This is a genomic window from Pantoea sp. S18 (genome assembly GCF_045689705.1).
GTDB classification, from domain to species: Bacteria; Pseudomonadota; Gammaproteobacteria; order Enterobacterales; family Enterobacteriaceae; genus Pantoea; species Pantoea symbiotica.
Genome location: NZ_CP142688.1, coordinates 1604114 through 1629427, shown reverse-complemented (window position 1 = coordinate 1629427; position 25314 = coordinate 1604114). Strand labels below are relative to the sequence as shown.

The window sequence follows — 25314 nt, the reverse complement described above, 5'->3', positions numbered from 1 at the left end:
GTCGTTGCCTGAAAGCAAGAAAAATCCTACTTTCTGCGTTCACATTATGGAGAGGTGGTGCAACAGGTCGCCATAAATGGCGACCCTACGACGGGTTTTGTAGGCGATCTTTGATGTAGGGTCGCCATTCATGGCGACCTGCTATCAGGCCTCGCGCCAGCGTTTAAACACCAACGAGGTATTAATACCGCCAAACGCGAAATTATTGGATTGGATGTAGTCGGTCTCAATCTGGCGCTCTTCGCCGATGATGTAATCAAGTTCACCGCATTCCGCTGCCGGTTGAGACAGATTCAGCGTCGGCGCAAACCAGCCTTCGCGCATCATCTCAATGCTCATCCAGGCTTCCAGCGCCCCGCAGGCGCCCAGCGTATGACCAAAGTAGCTTTTCAGCGAAGAGATTGGCGTGCGGTTGCCATAAATCGCCGCGGTGGCTTGGCTTTCGGCGATATCGCCGCGATCGGTGGCGGTGCCGTGGGCGTTGATGTAGCCAATCTGCTGCGCCGTGACACCGGCGGTTTTCAGCGCACGCTCGATACAAATCTGCATGGTTTCCCGCTGCGGCTGGGTAATATGCGCGGCGTCGCAGTTGGTGTGAAAACCCACCAGCTCCGCGTAAATGGTGGCTCCGCGCGCCTGCGCATGTTCCAGCGATTCGAGAATCAAAGTGCCAGCGCCTTCGCCAATCACTAAACCGTCGCGCTGCTGGTCAAACGGCGCGGGCGAGGTGTGCGGCGCGTCGTTACGCTGGCTGGTGGCAAACAGCGTATCAAACACCGCCGCTTCGGATGGACACAACTCTTCTGCACCACCCGCCACCATCACGGTTTGATAACCGTGGCGAATCGCTTCCCACGCATAACCAATCGCCTGGCTGCCCGAAGTACAGGCGCTGGACGTCGGGATCACGCGGCCGCGCAGGCCGAAAAACAGGCCCGCATTGACGGCGGTGGTGTGCGGCATCATCTGCACGTAAGTGGTACCGGTGATGTTGTTGGTGTGCTTTTCCGTCAGCATGGTAGCGAACTCACTCACCGGTCCGGTGCTGCCGGTTGAGGAACCGTAGGCAATGCCGGTTTCACCGTTGGTCAGCACCGGATGGTCGATCAAACCGGCCTGTTCCAGCGCGAGTTCGGTCGCGCGCGTTGCCATCAGTGAAACGCGGCCCATCGAGCGAATGCGTTTGCGCGTGTAATGCGCGGGCGGCGTGAAGTCGTCCACCGGCGCGCCGAGCAGCGTGTGCAAGCCGTCGTAAACCTGCCATTCCGGCATATGACGCACCGCATTTTTGCCCTGCCTGATCCGCTCAGCCACCGCGCTCCAGCTCTCACCAAAGGCGGTCACGCCGCCCATGCCGGTTACCACTACACGCTGAATCACAGCATACCTCCATTGATTGAAATCACCTGACGCGTGACGTAGCCCGCGATGTCCGACATTAAGTAGCTGGCCAATCCGGCAACTTCATCTGCCGCGCCCATGCGCTTCATCGGAATCAGCTTCATTGCTTCATCAATCACCAGCGGCTCAAGATCTGTCATGCCGGTATCAATCAAGCCGGGGGCGATGCAGTTCACGGTAATTTTGCGTTTCGCCAGCTCAATCGCCAGCGCTTTGGTGGCACCGATGATGCCCGCTTTGGCCGCGCTGTAGTTGACCTGGCCGCGATTGCCCATGATCCCCGATACCGAAGAGAGCGTAATAATACGTCCGCCCTTGCGCAGGCCAATCATTGGCATCACGCACGGATGAATCACGTTGTAGAAGCTGTCGAGATTGGTGTGGATCACGCTGTCCCACTCATCATCGGTCAGCGCCGGAAACGCCGCATCGCGCGTGATGCCCGCATTGCTCACTACGCCGTAATAGGCGCCGTGCGCGGCGATATCCTGTTCAAGTGCGCTGCGTGTTGCCTCGCGCTGCGCCACGTCAAACTGCAAGGTGCGTCCACATCCGCCCGCCGCTACAATCTCTGCCAGCGTGTGCGCTGCACCGGCGCTGTCGCGGTGAAAATGCACCACAATCTCAAAGCCATCCTGCGCCAGACGCTGTGCAATCGCGCGGCCAATTCCTTTACTTGCGCCGGTCACTAAAACGCTGCGTGTCATGGCTGAATTCCTTGTTGCAATTGAATTAACTCGTGTTCATTGGGCTGATAAGTATTCAGCCGCCCACTGGCGATGATCGCCTCACCGCAGCGGATTTCCCCTTCGAAGCTGCCCAACCGGTCGTCGCGCATCAGCAGGCGCATTTCAACGCACAGCGTGCTGTTGGCGGCGAAAGCGGCGCTGCTGGCACGATAGCCGCGTCCGCCAAGCAGCATGCCGGGACGAATCTCACTGTCGCCGCGCTGACGCGCATGAAATCCCGACCAGACGCCAACGGTCTGCGCCATGATCTCCACGCCGTACCACGCCGGCAAATCGCCCTGCGGCGTGAGAAACGGCGCCAGCACGCCCGTTGCGTTGATGCTGACTTCGCAGATCACACTGTCGTCCGTCACCTGGATGACGCGATCCAGCAGCAGCATCGGCGCGCGATGCGGCAGATAGGCATCAACCGGCAGAAAATCACTCATGAGGCTTTCCTACAATCAGGCAGGTATTGTTCCCGCCAAAAGCAAACGAATTTGAAGCAATCACCGTACGCACAAGCGGCTGTGACGCGGTGATCAAACCGCATTCTGGCAGCGAAGTATCGCGTGCCACCTGCGAGAAATCCTGCGGCGGCAGCGGCAGATTGTGCTGCAGAATCAGTGCAGCCAAAGCCGCTTCGGTCGCGCCCGCCGCGCCCAGCGTGTGGCCGGTAAGGTGTTTGGTTGAGCTGCACGGCACGCTATCGCCAAACAGGCGATGAATCACCGCCGATTCCACCTGATCGTTCAACGGCGTGGCGGTGCCGTGCAGGTTGATATAACCGACATCCTGCGGTTGTAAACCCGCCTGTTGCAGCGCCATCCGCATAGCGCGCTCGGCACCGACGCCTTCAGGATGCGGTGCCGACATGTGCCATGCGTCCGAGGATTCACCACAACCGAGCAGCGCCAGCGGCTGCTGCTCGCGCGTCAACAGTAGCAGCGCGGCGGCCTCACCAATCGAAATGCCGTCGCGATCGGCGCTAAAGGGCGCGCAGTGACCTTCAGAGAGCGAATCCAGGCTGGCGAAACCGTTAATCGGCATGCGGCTCAGCGAATCCGCGCCGCCCACCAGCGCCACGTCCGCTAATCCGGCATCAATCAAACGTTGGCCGCTGATGATCGCGCGAGCACTGGAGGAGCAGGCAGTCGAAATGGTGTAAGCCGGACCATCCAGTTCTAAATAGTGTGCCAGGAAGCGCGACGGATCGCCAAGCTCCTGCATGCGGTAATCGTAGCCCGGCAATGCGTCATCCACCTGACGATCGCCTTCATCGACGCCGGAGGTGCTGGTGCCGAGCACAATCGCCACGCGATCGCGGCCATATTGTGCGATGGCCGCATCCACTGCCGGACGTATCTGCGCCAGCGCGGCCTGCAGCAGCTGATTATTGCGGGTGTTATGCGCCGCCAGCGCGGCAGGAATCAGCGGCAACGCGCCCTGCACTTCGCCCAGCCAGCAGCGTTTGCCGTCTTGCAGCCAGCCGTCGCGCAGCTGCATGCCCGGCGCTTCACCGGCTTGCAGCTGCGCGGTAATCTGCGCCAGGTTATTGCCCAGCGCGTTCACCATGCCAAAAGCGGAGATGTAGATCATGATGAGGCATCCAGATGTTGGATTTGAATCTGATAGCCAAAAGCACGTTGATCGATGCTGATAGGCTCACGCAACTCGCCGCGCTGCAGATAGCGAATCAGCGTCACCACCTTGCCGGACGGATCGCGCAGCTCGCGACGATCGTCGATGTCGGTTAACGTCCAGCCACGCGGCAACTGCGGCTGCCACGCGCTGATCGGCCAGTGGCTGAGCATTACATCCGCCAGCACCTGACTGGCGGGCGGCATTTCCGGCAGCGCCATCATCTGCTGCGTGTGAATGCCGTTTTTATCATAGGTGACGCGGAACAGGCGAATGCCAAGCGATGACAAACCGGCGAGGCTCAGCTGTTGCGAATCAGCGCTCAGCAGCACCAGCAGCGACTGGGTTTTGCCTTTGGCGTGGCCGGTCAGCAACTGCTGCTGCTGAAACGCTGGCGAAATGCCCGGCGCTGGCAGCGTGACGCGCACGCCCGGTTTCAGCCACGCGCTCGGCCGATTGAGATCGCTCTGATGCTGCGCGCAGCCGCTTACCAGCAGGCTCAACAGCAGCAAAATGCCCATTTTCATCGTTGCTTCCTTTTCCCCGGAGCCAGCGCCAGCGGCGCCAGCAAGAATGCACAAAAAATCCCGCTGCACAGCACGGTACCAAAACCGCTGATAGCGGCGGTGCTGCTGAACACCAGCATGCCGAGCGTTAACAGCGTGGTCATCATCGCCAGCGTCACCGCCAGCATTGAGGTTAACGGCGTGCCGCGCGGATTGCTGAAGAACAGCGTGTAATTAATGCCGATGCCCAGCACCAGAATCAGCGCCAGCAAGGCAAACAGATTGAGGCTCGCGCCGATCCAGCCCAAGGTCGCCAGCGCCGCCGCCAGCGACAGCCACGACGGCAGCGCACTGCGCATGCCGGCTTTCACGCCCAGTCGCAGCATGTAGCTGGCGGTAATCAGCAATAACGCCAGCGCCAGCAATCCGCTCAGCAGCGTGCGCCAGAAGCGGAACAGTTCATCATAGCTGGCCTTGCGATCGACCCAGCTGACGCCCGCCTGCTGAGATGCCAGCTGCTGCAGCGCGGCACTGTTTTTAACGCCGCCGATCGGCACCAGCACGCTGCTGCGTCCGTCCGGCAGCGACAACCACAGCAGCCGCCAGCCTTCACTCAGCGGGCTCGCCAGCCAGTCGGCGGCGGTCACCGGCATGGCGTTGAGATTGGCATTCGCTACCGTGATGCCCGCCTGCTTCAATCGTTGCAGAATGGTGGGCGCGGCCTGCTGTAGCAGCGCCACATCCTGCTGCTGCTGCGCCAGCGAACTGAGCGGCAGCACGCGATAACTCGCAAACCAGCCTTGCTGCTGCGCCTGCTGCAGCTTTGGTGCCAGCGCGCTCAGCCGCTGCAGCGCTTGCTGTTCATCCTCGCCCCACACCACAAACCAGGTTTGATCGGCCTGCTGACCGGTCAACTGCGCCAGCTGACGATCCTGCGCTAACAGTTTCGCCGGTGCGCTTTGCAGATGCGCAATATCATCATCGACCTTGAGTTGCAGCATGCCGCTCAGCGCATAGATCGCCACCAGCGCCGGTAAGCCGCGCTTCAGCCAGTTATTGCGCCGCCACGCGGCCAGCCAGCGCGCCAGCCACACCATTGCCGGAATGGGTCGCACCGGTAAACCGCGCACCAGCCACGGATAAAAACAGATCACCGTCAGGCAGGAAGCGCTCAATCCGCTGGCAGCAAACACCGCCAGTTGGCGCAAGCCGGGGAACGGTGCCAGCAGCATCAGCAGCCAGGCAATCGCTGTGGTGCCGAGCGCCAGCAGCAGCGTGCCGCGCACCTTATGCAAGCTTTGCCACGGCGTGGCCTGCTCGCCGTGCACCATGCGTTCCGTCAGGTAGTAGAGCGTATAATCGGCCGAGATACCGACAATGCTGAGGCTCATCACTAACGTTGTCAGATGCAGCTCACCAAAACACAGCAGCGTTAGCACCGTGCCCGCCATCGCGCCAATCGCCACCGACAGTGCGCACAGCGCCAGCGGTCGCAACGAACGGAACACCAGCCACACCAGCAGCAGCAATCCCGCTAATGTCGCACTACCGAGGGTTTCGACATCATGCTGCGCGCGCTGGCTGGCATCGTCGCTAAACAGCACCGTGCCACGCGTCAGCAGTTGCGCATCCGGCCAGCGGGTTTTCAGCTGCTGCTCCAGCTGATTGAGCGCGGTCACCAGCTGATGGCTCTCTTTGATACTGAAAGCATTGCTTGCCAGTTCGCCGTGCAGGAAATACCAGCGGCGCTGCTGCGCATCGTTGACCGTCAGCCAGCCGTTATGCAGCAGCATTTTGTTGGCACTCTGCTGCATCGCCAGCTGTGCGCCGCGCACCAGCAGCAGCGGATCGTTGCCGATCTCTTTGCTGCCGACGCCCGCGAAGGCCGAGAAAAGCTGCGCCAGAATCCAGTCAGCCTGCGCGCCGCCGCCGTTCTGCAAGCGTGCGCGCGTGGCCGCATCGATCAAACCGTTGCGATGCTGAAACGCATAGGTGCCCCAGCGCTGCATTTGATCGTCATCCAGCGCGCCGCTCACCTGTTTCAGCATCGGCAAAGCTTGCAGCTGCGCTTGCCACCATGCCGCGACCGCATCGCCGTCTTGATTGTTGGCGCTCACCAGCCACACCAGCTGACGATCGAGGCGCTGCATAAAGCCGTGCTGGAACTCCGCCGGTGCCTGGCCGAGGTTCTGCTGCGGCAATAACGCCAGCACGCTGCTGTTCAGCTGGCTGCGCGGCAGCAACACCGCCAGCGCCAGCGCTAACGTCAGGCATACCGCCAGCCACAGCAGCGCAACGGTTTTCTCACTGCGCTGGGGCAAAACGGGCTCGCTCTTCATCGGTTAACTGTTTAGGTTCGGTGCGGGTATCGCTCAGCGTGATCTCGGTTTTATCGCCCTGCTTGTCATCCAGCGTGATGCGGTTGAGGAACGCTTCGCCCTGCAGATCGATACGGTTAAAGATCTTATTCAACGGCGCGGCTTTCGGCGTCAGGCCAAGCTGCCAGCGGTTGTTGCCCTGATCGTGGAAATCGAGCTCAAAGTTCTCGCGCAGTACCTTTTCATCCGCCTGGAACAACGCGCGTAACAGATGGTTGAACTGGAACATCTGCGGATTGCTGTCGGCGGTGATCACCTGCGGCGGCTGGCCGCTCATGCTTTGCACCATGCGCTTGTCATCGAGGATCAGCATCAGCGGGAACGGCGTGGCTTGCTGCCACCACAAACCCTGCTGCTGGGCGATCAATAGCTGACCGCGTGACACCAGCGGCTGCGCCATGCCAGCAATGGTGCGCACCTGAACAAAATTGGCGCGGATCACCGGTTGACTGGCGAAGCGCTGTTGCAGCTGCTCAAGCGTGACCGCGCTGGCGTTGGCACAGATCACCAGCAACAGCAGACAAAGGATTCTGATCACGGTTTCACTCCCAGGCGTTCAAACAGAATATCGGGCGAGACAAAACACATCTCCTGCGTGGCCGCATGCACCGCCACCTGCAGCGTGTGTGCTTTGGTGGTCACCTGCCCCGCCGCATTGCGGATCACGTAATCGATGCGCAAACGGTTTTCGTATTCGCTGATACTGGCGGCGACGCGCACCACCTCTTCGCAGCGCAGCGGCTGGCGGTATTTCACGTGGGTATCCACCACCGGCCAGACGTAGCCGCTGGCGGCCATTTCGCCGTAGCTGTAATTGACGCTGCGCAGCAAGGCTTCGCGCGCCACTTCAAAGAAGCGGAAATAGTTGCCGTGCCACACCACGCCCATCGGATCGCAGTCGTGAAACGACACGGTAATGTCCACCTCAGCGCGGTAGTTGCTTTCACTCATCGCGGGTTTTCTCCTCGGGCAACGTCCAGAAATCATAAAAGTTAAACCAGTCCAGCGGCGCCATCAGCGCGTGCTGTTGTAACCGTTCGGCGTAGCGATCGACCGTGGCTTGTAACGCCTGCTGGCGCTGCGCACGCGGCAGCGAGAGCGGATCGGCGAAGGCTTCGCAATGCACTCGCAACCGGCCCTGTTCACGCAGGGCAAACATCAGCAGCACTGGACAACGCAACGCCGCCGCCAGCACAAACGGTCCCTGCGGAAACGGTGCACGCTGGCCCATAAATTCGCTCCACACTACGCGACGCTCGCCGCCACGCTGGCGATGCACGGCGGTGCGATCGCCAACAATCGCCACCCATTCACCGGCATCCAGTTTTTGCTGCAGCAGAATGGCGGTTTCCGGGCCGATATCGGTGACCGGCATCAGATTCACGCCCGCCTGTGGCGCAATGCTCTCCAGCACCTCGCGGAAGCGCTGCGCATTGTCGGTAAACACCAGCGCGTTAATCACCAATCCGCTGACCTGTTTGGCCATCGCGCGGCAGGCTTCGATATCACCGAGATGCGAGGCGAGAATCAAATGACCTTTGCCTTCGGCGGCGCGAATGGTGGCTTCAGCACCGGGCGCGAAATCGATATCTCGTCCCCATTGCAGATCGCCGCGCCAGCTGGCGACTTTATCCAGCATGCTGTAGCCGAAACGCAGAAAGTGACGATAGCTGTTGAGCGGCGCAGGCAGCGCGATGTTCTGCTGTTGCGCCACCGCCTGCACCCGCGTCAGCCACTGCTGCGAGGCGGCGCGTGCGGTGCGTCCGGTTAGCCAGTAAACCGCCACCACTGGCCACAGCAGCAAGATAAAAGGTAAGCGCCCGGCACGCCGATAGAGCCACAGCATAAAGCGTAAACCGCTCTGACCGCGCCGTTCCGGCGTCGCCGACCAGTGCTGCGCATCGCCACGCTGACGCAGCAATTGCGGGATGCGCGGCAACATGCCGAAGAACAGCCGTGTGTGCATCCACGAGATGCGCAGGTTGTCACGCAGCGCGTCAAAGTGCGACACGCCGCTGGCCGGATAGGTCACGCGCGTGGTGATAAAACGGCTCGGCGTGCCCTGCCAATAGAGGCGCACCATGATTTCGGTGTCGAAATCCATGCGCTGCCCAATCGGGCGGCGATCGCACAATGCCAGCGACGGTGCGAGCGGATAGACGCGGAAGCCGCACATGCTGTCTTTCAGCGAAAACGACAGCGTTTCCACCCACACCCAGAAATGGGTGATGTAGCGACCATACAGGCGCGATTTGGGAATCGAAGCGTCGTAAAGCGGCTGACCGGAGATCAGGCAGTGCGGATAACGCTGCGCTTCGGCTAACATACGCGGCGTGTCTTCCACCTGATGTTGTCCATCGGCATCGAGCTGCAGCGCATGGCTGAAACCCGCCGCCGCCGCCGCGCGCATACCGGCAATCACCGCAGCGCCTTTGCCCTGATTATGCGGCAGCGTCAGCACCTGCAACTGTGGCGCATCCAGCGCTGCAATCTGCTGTTTGGTGCTGGCATCGCTGCCGTCATCCACCAGAATCACCGGCAAGTTGAACGGTGCCAGCCGCGCCAGCACCGACGCTAGCATCGCGCCGTGGTTATAGCAGGGAATTAATACGCAAGGCATGAAGTCAGGGCTTAACACAGGCGGATCTTCCCGCTGCTGGCGATCGTTGCCACGTCGCCGTTGATCAGGCTGTAGCTGAAACTGAGCAGCGATTTTTCTGCCTGCCACTGCAGCTGTAATTGCAGTTCAGCATCCGGCGGCACCGGCTGCTGAAACTTGATATTGTCGATGGCGGCAAAGGATTTCCCGACAGCTAAACGCGTCAGGCCGTAATGCAGCGCCCAGTCGAGCTGAGCTACGCCGGGCAAAATCGGCAGCGTCGGGAAATGGCCGCGAAACCAAAACAGATCGGCGGCAACGTGCAGGCGCAATGTCAGTGCATCGCTCTGCTGTTCGGCATGCAGTTCAACCGGCAACATCAAACAACTCCTCAATTTGTGGCCAGGCGCGTTTACTCTGTGCGGTGACAGGAATGGTTGTCACCACGCGCCAGTAGCGCGGCATCGCCACCGGCTCCAGCCAGGGTTGCAGCGCGCGTTTCCACTCAATTTTTAGCTGATGCAGCGTCGCCGCATCCAGCATCTCAGGCAGCGCCAGCACCACGCCAATCGCGTGACGACCGTGACGCTGAATCGCCAGCGCGGCGGCATCGTCCACGCCGGGCAGCGCCAGCAGGCGGCGTTCAATTTCACTTAGCGAGACGCGCTTATCTTCAATCTTCACCACGCGATCCTGACGCCCCGCCAGCTGAAACTGCCCGGACGGCTGCTGCACGATACGATCGTCGAGCGCGCAACCGGCATCGGTTTCCAGCAAAGCGGAAAACACCCGCCAGCGTCCGGCTTCCTGCTCACGCAGGGTAATTTGCGGGAAACAGTGCCACAGCGCGTTCTCCTCGCGGGCGCAGCGCCAGCCAATCACGCCGGTTTCAGTGCTGCCATAAATTTCATCAACCGTGCAGCTTAGCGCCTGTTGCGCATGCTGCGCCGCCGTCCACGGCAATGCGCCACCGGCGGAGACGATCAGCTCACAGCGCGGCCCGGCTAACGCCGGATCGAGACGCCGTAAAAACGCCGGGCTGCTGATGAACGCGTAGCGACGATCGGGTGATTGATCGGCCAGCTGTTCGCTGTAGAAAATTTGCTGCGCGGCAAAGGGTACACCCAGCGCCATCGGCAGCACGATACGAAAACTCAGGCCATACAGATGTTGATGGCTGACGGAGGCAATCACATGGCAATCACGTAAGCGTGCGCCCCACAAGGTGTTGAGCCAGTGGGCTTCGAGATCCAGCGCGCGCAGCGATTTCACCACGCGACGCGGCGTGCCGGTCGAACCGGACGTAAACAGCACCAGCGTGGCGTCGGTGGCGATCGGCGGTAACGCGTCGCTCGCCAGCGCGCCGTCCCAGCGCAGCTGCGGCAGCGAGACCGCCAACGGCATATCGCTGATCACACCATCGAGGCTGTCGGCCATCTCTTCCAGCTGGGCCGCGCGACAGTGTCCGGGGATCACCGGCGTTTTACCGGCGTGCCACAGCGCCAGCAGCGCGGCAGTAAACGCATAACTGTTGTCAAAACACAGCGCCCAATATTGGCCGGGCTGATTTTGTAGCCGATCAACCAGCGCCTGCACCTGCTGACGCAAAGTGTGCAGCGTATATTGCTGTTGGCCGTGCCAGGCCACAATGCGATCCGGCGCGCTGAGCCAGTCGCGAAGGCTATGTAGGTTCATGCCTGTTTCCTTATGCGCTGACGCAGCAGCCATTCGCCGCCCATCAGCGTGCCCATCAGCAAATAGCTGATGCACCCATTCCAGAGTGTCCAAAGCGTGACATCATTGAGCAGGCAGGTGAGCAATGCCACGCTGCCATTGAAGACGAAAAAGCCGCACCACACTTGCGTCACGCGGCGGGTATAACGCACCGCGCGCGGTGGCAGATCCGGTTCGCGCAGCCGCGCCAGCCGCTCCACCAGCGGCATTGGGCTCCACAGCGACGCGCCAAACAGCAGCAGCATCAGCGCATTGACCACCAGCGGATACCACAGCAGCAGATGTTGCGATCGCAGCAGCAGGCTGGCGAGGCATAACGCGCTGCCGACCAGCGCCAGCAGCAACATCACGCGCGCCATCGGCCCGGCGGCACGGCGCAGCGTCCAGACGCGCAGCACAAACAGCAGCGCCAGCAGAGCCGTCACGCCGCGCCACTGTGGCTGGGTGATGGTTAACCACACCAGAAACGGCCACGCCAGTAGCGCCACGCCGTTTAGCAGCCGCAGCAGCATACGATCAGGCTTCGTCGCGCATCAGTTGGTCGACGGCATCCACCACGTCCTGCACGGTACGCACCGCGCGGAAGGTTTCCGGTTTGATTTTGCGGCCGGTACGTTTTTGCAGATGCACCACCATATCCACCGCATCGATGCTATCCAGCTCGAGGTCTTCATACAGGCGAGCGTCCGGACGAATATCCTCCGGCTCAATTTCAAACAGCGAGGTGAGCAGCGAAGCCACTTCCTGGTAAATTTCGTTTTTGTTCATCATGTTGGCTGTTCTCAGGCTTGCTGTTGTTCAACAAACGCGGCCAGTGTAGCCACGGAAAAAAAGTGCGCGCGCAGCGTTTCACTCTCGGCTGAGAGCTGTACGCCGAAGCGATTTTTCACCGCCAGTCCCAGCTCCAGCGCATCGATTGAATCGAGGCCCAGCCCCTCGCCAAACAGCGGCGCGTCGGTTTCGATGTCGTCAGGGCTGATATCTTCCAGATTCAGCGTGTCGATAATCATCTGTTTGATGTCGTTAATCAGTACTTGCATAACTTAGTTGGTCTCGTCAGGCACCAGCGCCTGTTGCAGATGACGCGTCAGACGACGTGCGGCCAGCGGCTGCGCATCCTCTTCGGCTTCACTAAAGGCGTGGCTAGCAATACGCGATTGTACGCGTACAGTAAAAATCGGTTTAACCAGCGGAATCTGATACCAGCGGCTTTGCTTATCGAGCATGCGCTCGGTGCAGCTAATGTGTACCACGCGCAGATCGCAGCCAGCGCGCACTGCAATATTGGCAGCTCCGCGCTGTAACTTCAGCGGCTCGCCATAACGCGTGCGCGTACCTTCCGGGAAAATCAGGATGGTATCGCCGCGCGCCAGACGCTGTTGGCTGTCCGGCAGCAGCGTATCGGCTTCGCTGTTAATCAGGTAATCGGCGGCGCGAATCACGCCACGGAAGAAAATGTTGTGCTGCAGCTCGGCTTTTACCAGGCAATCCATCTCCGGCAGCACCGAGGCGATCATCACGTAATCGATCAATGACGGATGGTTGGCGACGATCAGGCAGCCGCGATCCTGCCGCAGCTGTTCTGCGCCAATGATCTGGTAATCGTACACGCCGACAAAACGGCAGAAACGCAGGAAGCAGCGGAAGCTCCACGCAATGCTGCTGCGGGCAATGTGGCGACGACGCAGCCCATCGCGCTGCACCAGCAGCAGAAAGTTGAACCAGATCAGCGACAGCAACAGGCCGCCCACGCTGAACAGCGTGAAGCTGACGGCGGTCATTACCAGCCGCCAGTAATAGTTGAAACCTGGACGCGCCTGCGCCAGCGAATTATCCACCATGCTGACGCTCCCAATGCCACTGATGGCGTTCGCCAGCCACGCTAAAAGCTGGCGTGTTGTGCAGCATCGCCGCCAGAAATTGCAGACTTTGCGGCAGATCGTTGTGCGGTTCAGCGGGTTTGCCTGCCTGCGCTTCGCAGCGCCACGCCTCGCCCGCGCGCAGCAGCAGCGCCACCGCGTACGGCGCATTAAAGCGATCGATTTCCGGCAGCCACGGACGATAGTAATCCGGCACCACGCCGTCAAAATCCACCAGCAGCACCTGCGCGTAACCCGCCTGATGTAGCGTCGCTACTTCAATCAATCCTTGCTGGAAGCTATCGATACCGGCCGAAATCGAGGATGAAACCAGCGGCTGACGCGCAGCGATGGTCAAACTGCCCACCGCAGAGTTGTGGACCGACATGGCGAAATCGGTCGGCGACAGCGCTTGCTGTTCCGCCAGCGCGGTGAGAATGCGCAGATTGCGTTCCAGTTCGCCGTGGCGACTGGTGAAGACGATGGCGTCCACGCTTTGCCGCGCCAATAGCGCCAGCCCGCACTCAACCGCTGCACGGCTGCCTGGGCTGAGACGACGCGCGGTCATCATCGGCAAAAATTGGGGTTTCGCGATAGGTTGCGTGGCATCTAACGCCGGTGCCTGTTGCGCCCAACGTTGCCACTCTTCTGCGGTGCTGTTGCCCGGCGCGATGGCGTGCCAGTCAACAAGGGAGTAAGCGAGTTTCATACCTGTATTCTTTCTTCAGCCTCAGGGATGGTCAGATTTTCGCTGCGCGGCATCCCTTCCTTGCTCTCAATACCCGTCATCCCATGCGGATGTCGCCGATTAACAAGGCGGGCACATGGCCCGCCTGTTTCTATTTCGGCAGCGTGTCGGCTAACTTTACAACATTATGTCAGCAATCACGCTTCGCGCTTATTTAGCGGCTTCGACCGCCAGACGCGTTTGGATGCCCTGGCTCAGGTTCTGAATCCAGCGGTTGTAATTACGGTGAATTTGACCGCTACCGGCTTTCAGATTCTGGCTGCTGACATACTGGATTTGATAGCTGTTCGCGGTGTAGTTCACGCGAATATCTGCGGTATGTCCGCGCTCGGCCAGGTGACCATTCATCGCGCCTGGACCGGCTGGCGTCATCACCCAATGGTTAGCGGCACCTGACTGGATGATAGCCTGCTTCATTTGATCATCCGAGTAGCTATGACCCACGGTCTGGCTAACATTCTCGATCGGCGCGGTACGTGGCGCGCAGCCAGTTAACAGGACCGCAGATACTAACAAAGCCAAACCGATTTTCTTATTCATCATTTCCTTTTCTTCCCCTGTCTTTGCAAGCCGCCAAGTGAGCGACCGCGCTGGTAAACTTACCAACACTGTTCCGTTCAGACTGTGTAAAGCGGGCGGATAATAACATTATTTGTAAAGACAAGTAAAAATAAGCATGAATCACTTAAGAATCGTTTAATGCCGATTTAAAACTATTCACAGGCCCTCTTACGGCGGAATTTCTACCGAAAAATGGCCTTGTCGCATGATGTTTAACCCTGCCAGCCGCCACCGAGCGAACGATAAAGATCGATTTGTGCCAGCAGCAGCGTATTTTTCACTGACACGATATTGAGCTGAGTGCTGAACAGCGTGCGCTGGGCGTCCAGCTCATCCAGATAAGAGGCGTAACCGTTTTGATAGCGGTTATGCGCAATGCGATACGCTTCCGCCACGTAACCTTCCTGCTTCTGCAACTCTTCAAGCTGCTCCTGACTGCGGCGAATGGCATCCAGCGCGTTATCCACATCGGAGAACGCATTGCGCACCACCTTCTCATAACCGTAGAGCGCTTGATTGCGCGTCGCCATCGCCACATCAACCTGAGCAGTCAGCGCTTCGCGATTCAGCAGCGGTGCCAGAATGCTGCCGCCAATGCTCCACAAACGGAACGGATTATCCAGCAGCTGATGAAGTTCGCCGCTTTGCAAGGTGCCGCTGGCGGTGAGATTAAGCGACGGCAACAATTTGGCCTGGGATGATGCCAGTGACGCGTCGGCGGCCAGCAGCTGTCGCTGCGCCTGCACGATATCCGGCCGGCGATTCAGCAACTGCGATGGTAGCAGCGATGGCAAGGTTTGCGGTTTGATGTGGTCGAACTGGCTACTGCGCGCAATTTCACGCGGGTTCATGCCCACCAGCACGCTGAGCGCGTTCTCCTGCTGCTCGATCTGATGCTGCAGCTGCGGGATCTGCGCTTTAGCGGTTTGATACTCTGAGGCGGCCTGCATCCATTCGAGACGCGAGGTGTAGCCGGTTTCAAACTGACGCTGCGCCAGATTGAGTGAATTTTCGCGCGTTGCTAACGTCGCTTCAGTGACGCGTAACTGCTCATCAAGTGCGCACAAGCTGAGATAGCCCGATGCCACCGAACTGGCGACGGTGAGCTCAGCGGCAGACGCGGCGGCACGCTGCGCATCCAGCGAAGCTTGCGCGGCGCGAATGCTGTTGCTGCGGCTGCCCCATAAATCCACTTCATAGTTGGCCTGCAGCAATCCCTGAAACACCGCGTTTTCATACGGCTGACCGGTCGCCGCCGACAGCGCACGCTGATGCGTGGCCGCGACGCCCGCCGACAGCGTTGGGAAATTGTCGCCCTGCGCGGCACGTAATTCGGCACGGTATTGATCTACGCGTGAACGCGCCGTGAGAATATCGCTGTTGTGCTGCAACGCCTGCGTAACGAGGCGATTGAGATCGGCATCGCCAAAGTTCTGCCACCACTGCGCTTCCGGCAGCGCATGTGGGCCAACCTGCTGACGCCAGCTATCGGGAATCGGCAACGATGACGGCGCTTTTTCCACTTCCGTCGCACAGCCGCCCACCATTAATGCCACGCACGTGGCTAACAGTAAGCGCTTCATGGCGCATCCTTGTGCGGTTCAGCGGCGGTATCAATGCTCACTTCCACCGACATGCCGGGGCGCAGTGCGTGCAGATCGTCGTTAAGAATTTTGATGCGCACTGGAATGCGCTGGGCAATTTTCACAAAGTTGCCGGTGGCGTTATCCGGCGAGATAGCGCTGAATTCGGAACCGGCGGCAGGCGAGATAAACTCGACGCGGCCATCGTAATGCCTACCGTCCAGCGCATCGACGCGGATGTTCACCGGCAAACCGGGACGCACGCGCGCCAGCTGGGTTTCTTTGAAGTTGGCGATGATCCATTTGTTTTCCGGCACCACCGAAGTCAAACGCGTGCCCGCGGTGACATAGGTGCCTTTACGCACCGACAGCTGACCGAGCTGGCCGCTGTCCGGCGCGATGATGCGTGTATTGGCCAGGTCGATGTTCGCCAGCTCTAACGCCGCTTGCGCACTGGCGACATCGCCTTGCAGTGAAGCCTTATTTACCACCACGGTTTGCAGATTCTGTTGTGAAACGGCAACCTGCGCATCCGCCTGACGCAATTGCGCCTGCGCCTGAGCATTCGCCGCGCGCGCCGCGTCACGTTCACGTACCGACAGCGAACCGTCAGCCGCCAGATTTTCTACACGCTTGAGATCGAGGCTGCTTTTCAGCGCCTGCGCTTTGGCATTTTCCAGTGCCGCTTTGTTGCTGAGAATGTTGGCTTCGGCACTTTTACGCTGCTGCTGGTTATTATTCTGCGCGGCGATTTTCATATCCAGCTGCGCCTGCGCCTGATGCACGCGCTGACGGTAAATACGATCGTCGATGGTCATCAGCAGCTGGCCTTTGGTCACCGGCTGCAAATCCACCACGTTAACCTCGGTCAGATAGCCATTCACCTGCGGGCTAATAAAGGTCACCTGGCCGCGCACATAGGCGTTTTCCGTCGACTGAACGGTGCTGGTGAACGGCCACAGCTGCCAGGCATACAGAATCACCAGCACGCCGACGATAACAATGCCGCTGCCGGCGGCGATGGAAAGAATGCGTCGGCGATTGGTGCGCTCGCGCTCTGCCGCCTGAATGTCGTCCTGTTGGCTCATGAATTCTCCGTCGGGGTTACTGGTTGTGCCGCATTCATTTTGGTCTGACGCCAGTTGATATAGCGTAAACGCGTCAGGCGATACAGCACCCAGATTAAGGTGATGAAGGCCAGCGCGGCGGTAAGAAGATAGGTGTCGTTATAGGCCAGCACGTTGGCTTGCAGCGTCGCCACAATTTGCAGCTGGCTGCTGCTTTGCGCGCTGAGCAGAACGCTATCCGGCAACTGGCTGCTGAACAGCGAGCTGTACTGGCTGAGGCGTTCGGTGACGTTGGGATCGAGCTGCGACAGCTGATCGCCCAATAAGCTGGAGTGATACTTTTCGCGCCACGTCTGGAACGTGCCGAGAATGGCTGCGCCGATCAAGCCGCCTAAGTTCTGGCTCATGCCAAACAGCACCGAGAAGCTCACCAGGTTCTTCGGCTGCGTCACCACGCCGCCAATCCCCAGCAGCATGGCGGGCCCGAGGAAGAAGGCGCTGCCGAAGCCGAGTAAAAACTGACTAAAGTAGAGATTGTTGGCACGCGTCAGCGGGCTGGATTGCGCATCCATGAGTGAGGCGACGATCATCACTACCAGCGACGCGACAATCGGCCAGCTCAGATGCGTAGGTTTGATGGTTAGCGCGCTAGCGATCATGCCGCAAATTACCCCGGCGATGATCGCTAATGCCAGACCGCGCATCTGATCGTTGAGTAAACCGAGTTGCTGCAGGAATCCGACCGCGCCGGTGTTTTGTTCAGCCAGCAGAATACGCATCATGATCATCACAATGCCGAGTCGCACAATCATGCCGTTACTCAGCCAGCGCGTGTTGATCAATGGATTCTTGCGATTGTGTTCGACGACGATCGCCGCCACGATCAATACCAGCGCCAGCGCTAATGCCACACCGAGCCACGGCGTGCTGAACCACCATTCGATACGTCCCAGCGACAGCACCGCACACAACAGCGCCATGCCCGGCGCCATCAGCATAAAGGTGAGGAAATCCATCTTTTCAAACGCTTTGATACGGTCGCCGGGCGGCAGTTTCACCACCAGCACGCAGCCCAGCGAGATCAGCGCCAGACCGAGTTCAAACAGGTACAAACCGCGCCACTCTTGCAGCTGCAGCAGTTCGGTAGAGAACAATCGTGCCAGCGGAATCGCCAGCTGCGACGCGGTAATACCAATCACCAAGGCTTTAAGCCGATGCTTCGCGGGCCACGCCTGAATCTGGTAATAGATGCCGAGCGAACTGAGCGCCGCACCAACCATGCCGTGCGCGGTGCGCACAATGATGGCCGAGCTGAGATCGTTGGCCAGCAGGTGGAAAAACGCCACGATCACATACAGCACCAGAAACGCTTCGGTGAACAGCCGCAGACCAAACTGCTGGCGGAACTTCACCAGCAGCAGGTTGATGGAGATGTTGCCCATCACATACACCGCAGGCAGCCAGGCGATCTCATTGCTGTAGGCGCCAAAAGTGCCTTGCAGATTGGTGAGGTTGGCAGAGACCAACGCGTTACTCAACGCGCCGGTAATGGAGATCAGTAAGCCGATAATGCCAAATGCGATGCGCTTCGAGGGCGAATGCAGCGGCGTTGAGGGCGAGCCCGGCAACATCGGCTTTTCATGTGGCAGCCATTCGCGTGGGGCATAAGGATTACGTTTCGCCACGGTTAAACACTTCCCAGACGCGCCAGCAGTTGTTTCAGCACCTGTTCCGTTATCGCCAGCGATTCGGGATCGATATCCGCCAGCAACTGCGCACGTAGCGCATCGGCCTGGGTTTTCACTTCGGCAAAGGCCACGCTGCCTTGCTCTGTCAGAATCAGCAGGCGCTTACGGCGATCTTCCGGCGGCTGCACGCGCGCCAACAGCTGCTGCTTCACCAAACGATCGACCAAGGGCACGACGCTGGCCTCTTCCAGACCGAGCAATTGCGCCAGGGCTTTTTGCGTTGGCGGCTCGGCGGCGGTAGCGACGCTGGCAATCGCCATCCAGCTGCTCATACTTAATCCGCTCTCTTTGAGGCGACGATCAACGGCCAAACGCCACGCGTGCGCGGTGAGATGCAGCAAACGAGAAAAGGGTTGCGGATAGTCGCTCAAAACGTAGTGGCCTAATGGTTAGGTATCTAACTAAACGGGAGCGTTATTATAGGCGAAGCCGCTCACCAATGAAAACGTTGCTTACATTAGCAAACGTAGTTGGCACGGCAAAAAATCTCCAGCTTTCTGTATCAGTTGTACAACTCGCGGATTTTTTTGCTGTTCCTGCATAGGTTTGTATAGATTTTAGAAAACATTACAAATTATAACTCTTTGTTAAATATACATTAGCACAAATTGCTTAAGATCCTTGTTGTACAAGTTACTCCAGATTGTATAAGTTTACATCCCGCGAGCCAGCTGATGGCTCCGTAACGAATGATGCACTTTGCGTCGCCTCTGAAGGTGTTGTGGATTTCCACCTTCAGAGGTGTCTTTTTGCGTTGGTTGATGAGTTGGGTGGTGCGCGCCTGTCCGCGTGCACGTTTTTTCATCATGGAGCTGAAGGCACATTGCCATCAGGCCGATCTTAAGGGCTTCACATATGCAAAACGCCGCAAACAGTAGCGCTGCCATCGCTGACTACTTCAAACTGGCCGGTAACAGCGACAGCAGTGAGATGGAAGTTTTCGGGCAGATCATCGCCGAAATCCTGCAAGCCGGTATGCCGGTTTCCAATAAAGCGATTATTGCATCGCTGATTAACCGTCTTGAGATGGAAAGCGATGTGATTCAGCTGGATATTTATCGCCACCTGCTTGAATTGGTTGTGAATAAAACACCTGACGATCTCGCGGTCTAAAGCCGGATTCCAGGGATGGAATCACCCTCATCTGTCCCAACGCGCTAGCGTCTAATCTTATTGCCCGGTAACATCCTCTCTCGAAAATTCAAACTGGTTACTGCCGTACCGCGACGGTATGCGCACAATAATAAAAGAGCCTGCACAATCTATGAGCCAACCAACTGAGCGCGCCACTACGGTGGAGAGCGATATCACCGTGGGGCGCGTATTACGTTCGCCTGCCCTGCTAACCCGCGAGTGTCTGGCCGGCATTATCACCGCGCTGGCGCTGATCCCTGAAGTGATCTCCTTCTCCGTGATTGCCGGTGTCGATCCCAAAGTCAGCCTTGTGGCCTCTGTGGTGCTGTGCCTGACGCTGTCGATTCTGGGCGGCCGTCCGGCGATGGTTACCGCTGCAGCCGGTTCGGTGGCGCTGGTGATCGGCCCGATGGTGCATGCGCACGGCGTCGAATACATTCTGCCCGCCGTGATTATGGGCGGCATTATCCAAATTATCTTTGGCCTTGCTGGACTGTCGCGCATGATGCGCTATATCCCGCGCTCGGTGATGATCGGCTTTGTTAACGCGCTCGGCATATTGATCTTCTTTGCGCAAGTCCCGCACGTTTGGGGGCAGTCCGCTTTGGTATGGGCACTGTTTGCCGTGACGCTGGCGATTGTCCTGCTGCTGCCGAAAGTGCTGAAAAGCGTCCCATCACCGCTGGTCGCCATTGTGGTGGTGACGGCTGTTGCACTGCTGCTGGGTTATCGTGTACCAAATGTCGGCGATGAAGGGCCAATGACTGCTGGTCTGCCTGGCTTCACCACCTTATTGGTGCCAATCAATCTACACACCCTGCAAATTATCTGGCCAACCGCCTTGAGCATCGCCTTTGTTGGCCTGATGGAATCGCTGCTGACCGCCAAACTGGTGGATGACATCACTGATACGCCTTCCGGTAAACGCCGCGAATCCTGGGCGCTCGGCGTTGGCAACATTCTGGCGGGCTTTTATGGCGGCATCGCCGGTTGCGCGATGATTGGTCAAACCATCGTTAACGTCGAGCTGGGCAAAGCGCGTACGCGTGTTTCGACCATCGCAGCGGGTATCGTGCTGCTGTTATTAGTGACCGGACTGAGCCAGATTATGGCGCAGATCCCAATGGTGGTGCTGGCGGGCATTATGATGGTGGTGGCGGTGAAAACCGTGAACTGGCACAGCCTGCAACCGGCAACGTTGAAACGCATGCCGTGGTCTGAAACCTTTGTAATGGTGCTGACGGTGGCGGTCACCGTGTGGACCGGCAACCTTGCGATTGGCGTACTGGTTGGTGTAATTCTGGCAATGATGCTGTTTGCCCGCCGCATCGCTCACGTGATTCACGCTGAACGCCACTTGAGCGACGATGGGCAACAGGTCAATTACATCGTGCGCGGCCCGCTGTTCTTCGGCAGCAGCAATGATTTGTTTGAACACTTCAATTACGGCCACGATCCTAAATCTGTCACTATCGATTTAACCCATGCGCAGATTTGGGACGCATCCAGCGTGGCGGCCCTCGATGCCATCGAATATCGCTATCAGCGCCATGGCGCGAAAGTCACCTTTATCGGGCTGGATAACCGCAGCAGCGATTTCCGCGAGCGGCTGAGTGGGAACTTGAGATAGCAATTATTAGGATTGAGACGAAAAACGCCGGAAATCCGGCGTTTTTTATGCTTATCAACGCGCTTCGCTTGCGTAATTTGCTGTTACTGACTTTGCTTACCTCAAGGTCAATCCTTTGATCTCTTTGAGATTGGTTACTCAATCGCTCATTTATGAGGAGCAATAGATGAAAGTTTTAGCAAAAGCAGCATTGGTGACGTTAACGTTGGTCTCGCTGGCGGGCTGTATGCACAAAAGTGATGCAGTCGGCGGCGATGGGCGTCCACATGCGCCAAGTAACCAACCAGTGCCAGGCGCCAGCGAAGGTGCGGGTCCGGTGGGACAACCACAATCGTAATGATTTGCCCGGCTTTGCCGGGTTTTTTATTGATTTTAGTAAAAGACAAAAACAAAAAAACCGCCCTTAGGCGGTTACGACATTACTGCTTATTGCTTTATTTTATTCGTTTTATCAACTGCGAATATGGTGCCCGGGGCGGGACTTGAACCCGCACAGCCATAAGCCGAGGGATTTTAAAGACCTTAATAGCACTAATAATTTCAATAAGTTAAGTAAAATCAGTGCAATATTGAGTTAAGGTTGGGTTTACTTGAGTCAATGCGGATGAATGTAGTCATTCAACTCAACGTGATGCAATATCCTATTCCCGACATAAGTTGGTTCTTGTCGCACCAAAGCTTAAGTCTAGGATACTGGCTATCAACCACTCCAAATTCATCGAAATCAAGAATGTAAGTAGTTCTATGTATGGTGAACAAATTATTGTCATTAATAGCAAAGTATGTGGTAGAAATTAATTCTTCAATTATCTCATCAAGCTCATACCCTGCTTGTTTACATGAAAGTCTATTATCTTCATTAATAGCGTACCCATCAGCCTTGTAAGACAAATGTTGAACTACGAAAATTGCGGACTTTGATATTCTTAATGGCTCATATTGAATCGGTGATAATGACTTTAACTTCTTCGCTGATAACTCAAAAGAGCGGTATTGCCATCCAAATTTTTCATCCTTGCGAACTACTTTTGCGAAAATTAATGGCGCTAGATTCTCAGCTTTATCATCATCTCCCCACGGCATGCTTGTATCGCAAAAAACTGAAATTTTGCTCCATATAAGTTCCAGCATAATACGAAGTGGATTATCTCTACACGAAGCAATAACAACCCAGTCATCTTTTTTATTTTTTATAGAAAATGAATAAGGAAGACCATTAGATTTAACTAAGGTAAATTGACTCGATATTATAAGAGTTGGCAAGCTATTCATGCCACGAATCATTGCATTCGAGCCGCCTTTCTTTTCTTCAATGGCGCGTTTTTTTTCAGTTAAGTTTTTTAGATAATTTTCCTCATCCAAATAATCAACAAAAACATCCCTCAGTCCTTTCTCAGTTTTATAGCCATCATATCCATGAATTATCGTAACAGGCGCAAGTTGTTCTACCACTAACGAATAAAATAGAATTTGATGGTGCTCCGGCAAATAAAAAATGTCATCATAACTTTGTGGACCAGCAACACCAGTAAGTTTTGAAAACATTTCAGAGGCAATTTCTATATTAGGCCTTTCTTCCATAGCATCCATTTTTCTTGAGAAATACTCGCTATATTTCTTTCTCAACACAGCCAAATGTTCGTATGCATCGGTAAAGTCATCTTTACTCAGGTTTTTTTAACTTCGAAGATAGCTAGTACGTTTTCAATGTCACATATATATTCTTCCGTAATTCCGTACCTCTCCGCCTCACCTTTAATTAGCATACAATCAATCTGGTTAGGTATGAGTTCATCCCCAACCCTGATAAATCCACTAACAACATTAAGATTTAACCCTTTTGGAATTATATAATTATGATTAATCCCTTGCTTTGTTATTTCCTCATAAGCTTTACCCAAAGTAGGCATATGAGGCATACTTTGCTTGTCTAACTTATCTTGTTCTAACCGTACAAAAATACTCAATAGTTCGGTGGCTTCATTTATCATTTCTAAGCACTCTGTCAAAGGGATTAAGTTGTATAGCAGCTTCAAGATGTTCAGGAGAAAAATGACTATATCTCATCGTCATTTGGATAGTTGAATGTCCCAATATCTGCTGAAGGATTAATATATTTCCACCATTCATCATAAAGTGGCTCGCAAACGTGTGTCTCAAAACATGAGTTCTTTGGCCGTCAGGTAATTCGATATTTGCCCTATCAATCGCAAACCCGAAAGCATCATACGCATTGTCGAATAAACGCCCACGGATTTTCGGAATCAGTGTATGAAGTTCTTTCGATATAGGTATAGTGCGGTTTTTTTTACTTTTCGTGTTGGTATATGTGATACGAAATGGCATAACTTGAGATTGCCTCAACTGCTCGGCTTCACTCCAGCGAGCGCCGGTTGCTAGACAAATACGCACTATAATACCGAGATCCTTATTTGATGACGCATCACACTCTTGGAGTAATCTTTTAATATCATCCTCGTATAAGAACGATAGTTCATTTTCGCTTTCACGAAAGAGCCGTACGCCTTCAAGTGGATTATCACCTTTCCAACGCCCTAGCCTTTTCAGCTCATTAAACACTGCGCGTAAATAAGCGTGCTCGCGGTTGACTGTGGCTTCTTTCGGCAGTTTTTTAATACCGTGCTTAGGATTGGTGGTAAAATCCCCAGCCAATCGCTGCTTACGATACCTCGCAAACACCTCTTGGTTGAGTGAGAAGGCATCTGGATCACCCATGTTATGGCAGAGTGATTTCAATTTTTGCAGCCTAGCATCGCCATCGGTCAAAGATCTTCCATGTAATTCATACCAATCATTAACTAACTCACTAAGGCGAACCGCGCGGGCTTCCGCCTCAATCGTGTTTATGCTGGAATCGCTGGCTTTAGCGAGCTGTTCTCGCTCGTAACGTAAAGCCTCGCCGCGAGTTGCAAAGCTTTTGCGAATTCGCTTACTTCCTCTGCCCGCCGAGTAAAAATCACAAACCCACTTTCCGTTTTCAGCTTTTCTAACAGACATACCGTTTCCTCAAAAAACAAATGAGGACTTTTTACTGTATATAAAAACAGTGGTCAATGTTTGATTTCTGGCTTTTAAACATGACCACATAATGAGCATCAAGCAGAATGCTGACGCCAATGTTCTTCGCTGATGATCTTCAAAGAGTGTCCCTTTTCACGGTACTCGATGGCTTTTTCTATTTTTCGGCCATAGCTTTGATAGCGCCAATCTCTTGAACTCAAAGTGCCTATAATTAGGTAGTCTAATTTTTGAGTGATGTCATCGATTACAATTCCGCCTGCCGCTTCAATTTCAGCGGCACATGAGGAACGCGATCCGCAGAGAAACTTTCCTGTAAGACAAACCACAGAGCCTTTGATTTTTAACTCATCCACATGTTCAAGCGGTGAACGAATTGAAAGACCGTCAACCGATCCAGTGGCTAAATCGCAGCCCGTAAAAGCTATCATGGCCTCTTTCAGTTCTTCTCTTTCATCAGGTGTTACAACACCATCAGCCAAGATGTTCTCAATCAGAAGATAAAGATCTTTACCGGGGAAGTTTGTTTTTAACAAACCATTATTGGATAACCACCAACGAAGATAGCGGATCTCATCTTCTGTAAGCTCATGATTGGCTAACATGCCTTTACACAGACCTTCTAGAAGGTGTTTATCAGATTCGGTTGAATAGAAGTCAACGTCAGGTGTATCGAGAAGGTTTTGTTGAATATTTAGTAAGTCATCTTTGAATTGCTTCAATTCAACTTCTTCGATGACTCCATCTTCTAAAATGGCAGCAATTTTATCCCGAATAACCTGGACGCAATAATTTTCGCTAATTGCTTCTGCTTCCAATAACCAAGTATCAAGGTAAAGTAATTCTTTGGCATCAACCTGTCCGTCACATGTCATACCCTCTATGATATTGACAAGATTTGCCAGTAACTTATCTCTGTTGCGTGTGTAGTTATAAACACTGAGTTTTCTATCCATAG

General features: G+C 55.9%; 28 protein-coding genes. 3 read left to right on the top strand and 25 right to left on the bottom strand.

Features of this window, described 5'->3' with window-relative positions; genetic code table 11:
* Nucleotides 1–144: 144 nt before the first annotated feature.
* The 21 genes from VIJ98_RS07495 to VIJ98_RS07395 all read right to left on the bottom strand — a co-directional run bounded on the left by VIJ98_RS07495 (nt 145) and on the right by VIJ98_RS07395 (nt 18924).
* Nucleotides 145–1380, bottom strand: a complete 1236-nt coding sequence (locus VIJ98_RS07495) for a beta-ketoacyl-ACP synthase (protein ID WP_323273135.1) — start codon at nt 1378–1380, stop codon at nt 145–147.
* Complete coding sequence (locus VIJ98_RS07490; RefSeq protein ID WP_323273133.1) at nt 1377–2108, bottom strand: 3-ketoacyl-ACP reductase FabG2; 732 nt, start codon at nt 2106–2108, stop codon at nt 1377–1379. The genes VIJ98_RS07495 and VIJ98_RS07490 overlap by 4 nt, the downstream gene beginning before the upstream one ends.
* Nucleotides 2105–2578 carry a 3-hydroxy-fatty acyl-ACP dehydratase gene (locus tag VIJ98_RS07485; RefSeq protein WP_323273131.1) on the bottom strand — a complete coding sequence of 158 codons (474 nt, stop codon included), beginning with the start codon at nt 2576–2578 and terminating at the stop codon, nt 2105–2107. Before VIJ98_RS07485 ends, VIJ98_RS07490 begins: the two co-directional genes overlap by 4 nt.
* Entirely contained in the window at nt 2571–3728 is a 1158-nt protein-coding gene (locus tag VIJ98_RS07480; RefSeq protein WP_323273129.1) for a beta-ketoacyl-[acyl-carrier-protein] synthase family protein, read from the bottom strand. Before VIJ98_RS07480 ends, VIJ98_RS07485 begins: the two co-directional genes overlap by 8 nt.
* On the bottom strand, nt 3725–4297 hold the full coding sequence (locus VIJ98_RS07475) for a DUF3261 domain-containing protein (RefSeq protein WP_154192213.1): 573 nt from the start codon (nt 4295–4297) through the stop codon (nt 3725–3727). The genes VIJ98_RS07480 and VIJ98_RS07475 overlap by 4 nt, the downstream gene beginning before the upstream one ends.
* The gene (locus tag VIJ98_RS07470) at nt 4294–6615 is read right to left on the bottom strand and encodes an MMPL family transporter (RefSeq protein ID WP_323273127.1); all 2322 of its coding nucleotides are present in this window, start codon (nt 6613–6615) and stop codon (nt 4294–4296) included. The genes VIJ98_RS07475 and VIJ98_RS07470 overlap by 4 nt, the downstream gene beginning before the upstream one ends.
* Nucleotides 6581–7192, bottom strand: coding sequence for an outer membrane lipoprotein carrier protein LolA (locus VIJ98_RS07465; protein WP_323273125.1), 612 nt, complete (start codon nt 7190–7192; stop codon nt 6581–6583). The genes VIJ98_RS07470 and VIJ98_RS07465 overlap by 35 nt, the downstream gene beginning before the upstream one ends.
* Nucleotides 7189–7605, bottom strand: coding sequence for a thioesterase family protein (locus VIJ98_RS07460; protein ID WP_154181470.1), 417 nt, complete (start codon nt 7603–7605; stop codon nt 7189–7191). Before VIJ98_RS07460 ends, VIJ98_RS07465 begins: the two co-directional genes overlap by 4 nt.
* A complete protein-coding gene (locus VIJ98_RS07455; protein ID WP_407330295.1) occupies nt 7598–9274 on the bottom strand; it encodes a glycosyltransferase in 1677 nt (558 codons plus the stop codon). Before VIJ98_RS07455 ends, VIJ98_RS07460 begins: the two co-directional genes overlap by 8 nt.
* Before the next feature lie 11 nt (nt 9275–9285).
* Nucleotides 9286–9633, bottom strand: coding sequence for a hydroxymyristoyl-ACP dehydratase (locus tag VIJ98_RS07450; RefSeq protein WP_258144905.1), 348 nt, complete (start codon nt 9631–9633; stop codon nt 9286–9288).
* Nucleotides 9620–10948 carry an AMP-binding protein gene (locus tag VIJ98_RS07445; protein ID WP_323273119.1) on the bottom strand — a complete coding sequence of 443 codons (1329 nt, stop codon included), beginning with the start codon at nt 10946–10948 and terminating at the stop codon, nt 9620–9622. Before VIJ98_RS07445 ends, VIJ98_RS07450 begins: the two co-directional genes overlap by 14 nt.
* The gene (locus tag VIJ98_RS07440; protein ID WP_323273118.1) at nt 10945–11499 is read right to left on the bottom strand and encodes a hypothetical protein; all 555 of its coding nucleotides are present in this window, start codon (nt 11497–11499) and stop codon (nt 10945–10947) included. Before VIJ98_RS07440 ends, VIJ98_RS07445 begins: the two co-directional genes overlap by 4 nt.
* A gap of 4 nt (nt 11500–11503) precedes the next feature.
* Nucleotides 11504–11758, bottom strand: a complete 255-nt coding sequence (locus VIJ98_RS07435; protein WP_008102294.1) for an acyl carrier protein — start codon at nt 11756–11758, stop codon at nt 11504–11506.
* A gap of 11 nt (nt 11759–11769) precedes the next feature.
* Nucleotides 11770–12027: a phosphopantetheine-binding protein gene (locus VIJ98_RS07430; protein ID WP_007887282.1), complete on the bottom strand. Its 258-nt coding sequence runs from the start codon at nt 12025–12027 to the stop codon at nt 11770–11772.
* Between the two features lie 3 nt (nt 12028–12030).
* A complete protein-coding gene (locus VIJ98_RS07425) occupies nt 12031–12828 on the bottom strand; it encodes a 1-acyl-sn-glycerol-3-phosphate acyltransferase (protein ID WP_323273114.1) in 798 nt (265 codons plus the stop codon).
* Entirely contained in the window at nt 12818–13555 is a 738-nt protein-coding gene (locus VIJ98_RS07420) for a beta-ketoacyl synthase chain length factor (RefSeq protein ID WP_323273112.1), read from the bottom strand. The genes VIJ98_RS07425 and VIJ98_RS07420 overlap by 11 nt, the downstream gene beginning before the upstream one ends.
* Nucleotides 13556–13744: 189 nt before the next feature.
* The gene (locus tag VIJ98_RS07415) at nt 13745–14134 is read right to left on the bottom strand and encodes a hypothetical protein (RefSeq protein WP_407330299.1); all 390 of its coding nucleotides are present in this window, start codon (nt 14132–14134) and stop codon (nt 13745–13747) included.
* Nucleotides 14135–14367: 233 nt separating this feature from the next.
* Entirely contained in the window at nt 14368–15738 is a 1371-nt protein-coding gene (locus VIJ98_RS07410; protein WP_154152807.1) for an efflux transporter outer membrane subunit, read from the bottom strand.
* Nucleotides 15735–16826, bottom strand: coding sequence for an HlyD family secretion protein (locus VIJ98_RS07405; RefSeq protein ID WP_258144898.1), 1092 nt, complete (start codon nt 16824–16826; stop codon nt 15735–15737). The genes VIJ98_RS07410 and VIJ98_RS07405 overlap by 4 nt, the downstream gene beginning before the upstream one ends.
* Nucleotides 16823–18490 (bottom strand): MFS transporter, encoded by a 1668-nt coding sequence (locus VIJ98_RS07400; RefSeq protein ID WP_008102306.1) that lies wholly within the window; start codon nt 18488–18490, stop codon nt 16823–16825. Before VIJ98_RS07400 ends, VIJ98_RS07405 begins: the two co-directional genes overlap by 4 nt.
* 2 nt (nt 18491–18492) lie before the next feature.
* Entirely contained in the window at nt 18493–18924 is a 432-nt protein-coding gene (locus VIJ98_RS07395) for a MarR family winged helix-turn-helix transcriptional regulator (protein ID WP_008102308.1), read from the bottom strand.
* A gap of 484 nt (nt 18925–19408) precedes the next feature.
* Between VIJ98_RS07395 and VIJ98_RS07390 the strand changes: the two genes are divergently transcribed.
* The 3 genes from VIJ98_RS07390 (at nt 19409) to VIJ98_RS07380 (ending at nt 21654) form a co-directional block, all read left to right on the top strand.
* Entirely contained in the window at nt 19409–19666 is a 258-nt protein-coding gene (locus VIJ98_RS07390) for a biofilm/acid-resistance regulator YmgB/AriR (protein WP_008102310.1), read from the top strand.
* Between the two features lie 151 nt (nt 19667–19817).
* On the top strand, nt 19818–21317 hold the full coding sequence (locus VIJ98_RS07385; protein WP_323273100.1) for a SulP family inorganic anion transporter: 1500 nt from the start codon (nt 19818–19820) through the stop codon (nt 21315–21317).
* A 166-nt stretch (nt 21318–21483) separates the two neighbouring features.
* Complete coding sequence (locus VIJ98_RS07380; protein ID WP_008102314.1) at nt 21484–21654, top strand: hypothetical protein; 171 nt, start codon at nt 21484–21486, stop codon at nt 21652–21654.
* 281 nt (nt 21655–21935) lie between these two features.
* Here the strand turns inward: VIJ98_RS07380 and VIJ98_RS07375 are convergent, their stop codons facing one another.
* The 4 genes from VIJ98_RS07375 to VIJ98_RS07360 form a co-directional block, all read right to left on the bottom strand.
* Entirely contained in the window at nt 21936–22946 is a 1011-nt protein-coding gene (locus VIJ98_RS07375) for a hypothetical protein (RefSeq protein ID WP_323273098.1), read from the bottom strand.
* Between the two features lie 38 nt (nt 22947–22984).
* A complete protein-coding gene (locus VIJ98_RS07370) occupies nt 22985–23308 on the bottom strand; it encodes a DUF6602 domain-containing protein (protein ID WP_323273095.1) in 324 nt (107 codons plus the stop codon).
* Nucleotides 23298–24335: a tyrosine-type recombinase/integrase gene (locus tag VIJ98_RS07365; protein ID WP_323273093.1), complete on the bottom strand. Its 1038-nt coding sequence runs from the start codon at nt 24333–24335 to the stop codon at nt 23298–23300. The genes VIJ98_RS07370 and VIJ98_RS07365 overlap by 11 nt, the downstream gene beginning before the upstream one ends.
* Before the next feature lie 98 nt (nt 24336–24433).
* A complete protein-coding gene (locus VIJ98_RS07360; RefSeq protein WP_323273091.1) occupies nt 24434–25312 on the bottom strand; it encodes a BRCT domain-containing protein in 879 nt (292 codons plus the stop codon).
* Nucleotides 25313–25314 lie beyond the last annotated feature (2 nt).

Coding starts and splice junctions, on each gene's coding strand:
- VIJ98_RS07485 (WP_323273131.1), bottom strand. CDS start 2,578: ATGAGTGATTTTCTGCCGGTTGATGCCTATCTGCCGCATCGCGCGCCG.
- VIJ98_RS07410 (WP_154152807.1), bottom strand. CDS start 15,738: ATGAAGCGCTTACTGTTAGCCACGTGCGTGGCATTAATGGTGGGCGGC.
- VIJ98_RS07360 (WP_323273091.1), bottom strand. CDS start 25,312: ATGGATAGAAAACTCAGTGTTTATAACTACACACGCAACAGAGATAAG.
- VIJ98_RS07470 (WP_323273127.1), bottom strand. CDS start 6,615: ATGAAGAGCGAGCCCGTTTTGCCCCAGCGCAGTGAGAAAACCGTTGCG.
- VIJ98_RS07440 (WP_323273118.1), bottom strand. CDS start 11,499: ATGCTGCTGCGGCTGCTAAACGGCGTGGCGCTACTGGCGTGGCCGTTT.
- VIJ98_RS07380 (WP_008102314.1), top strand. CDS start 21,484: ATGAAAGTTTTAGCAAAAGCAGCATTGGTGACGTTAACGTTGGTCTCG.
- VIJ98_RS07480 (WP_323273129.1), bottom strand. CDS start 3,728: ATGATCTACATCTCCGCTTTTGGCATGGTGAACGCGCTGGGCAATAAC.
- VIJ98_RS07425 (WP_323273114.1), bottom strand. CDS start 12,828: ATGGTGGATAATTCGCTGGCGCAGGCGCGTCCAGGTTTCAACTATTAC.
- VIJ98_RS07490 (WP_323273133.1), bottom strand. CDS start 2,108: ATGACACGCAGCGTTTTAGTGACCGGCGCAAGTAAAGGAATTGGCCGC.
- VIJ98_RS07430 (WP_007887282.1), bottom strand. CDS start 12,027: ATGCAAGTACTGATTAACGACATCAAACAGATGATTATCGACACGCTG.
- VIJ98_RS07435 (WP_008102294.1), bottom strand. CDS start 11,758: ATGATGAACAAAAACGAAATTTACCAGGAAGTGGCTTCGCTGCTCACC.
- VIJ98_RS07405 (WP_258144898.1), bottom strand. CDS start 16,826: ATGAGCCAACAGGACGACATTCAGGCGGCAGAGCGCGAGCGCACCAAT.
- VIJ98_RS07460 (WP_154181470.1), bottom strand. CDS start 7,605: ATGAGTGAAAGCAACTACCGCGCTGAGGTGGACATTACCGTGTCGTTT.
- VIJ98_RS07370 (WP_323273095.1), bottom strand. CDS start 23,308: ATGATAAATGAAGCCACCGAACTATTGAGTATTTTTGTACGGTTAGAA.
- VIJ98_RS07385 (WP_323273100.1), top strand. CDS start 19,818: ATGAGCCAACCAACTGAGCGCGCCACTACGGTGGAGAGCGATATCACC.
- VIJ98_RS07390 (WP_008102310.1), top strand. CDS start 19,409: ATGCAAAACGCCGCAAACAGTAGCGCTGCCATCGCTGACTACTTCAAA.
- VIJ98_RS07365 (WP_323273093.1), bottom strand. CDS start 24,335: ATGTCTGTTAGAAAAGCTGAAAACGGAAAGTGGGTTTGTGATTTTTAC.
- VIJ98_RS07455 (WP_407330295.1), bottom strand. CDS start 9,274: ATGCCTTGCGTATTAATTCCCTGCTATAACCACGGCGCGATGCTAGCG.
- VIJ98_RS07450 (WP_258144905.1), bottom strand. CDS start 9,633: ATGTTGCCGGTTGAACTGCATGCCGAACAGCAGAGCGATGCACTGACA.
- VIJ98_RS07445 (WP_323273119.1), bottom strand. CDS start 10,948: ATGAACCTACATAGCCTTCGCGACTGGCTCAGCGCGCCGGATCGCATT.
- VIJ98_RS07475 (WP_154192213.1), bottom strand. CDS start 4,297: ATGAAAATGGGCATTTTGCTGCTGTTGAGCCTGCTGGTAAGCGGCTGC.
- VIJ98_RS07415 (WP_407330299.1), bottom strand. CDS start 14,134: ATGAATAAGAAAATCGGTTTGGCTTTGTTAGTATCTGCGGTCCTGTTA.
- VIJ98_RS07420 (WP_323273112.1), bottom strand. CDS start 13,555: ATGAAACTCGCTTACTCCCTTGTTGACTGGCACGCCATCGCGCCGGGC.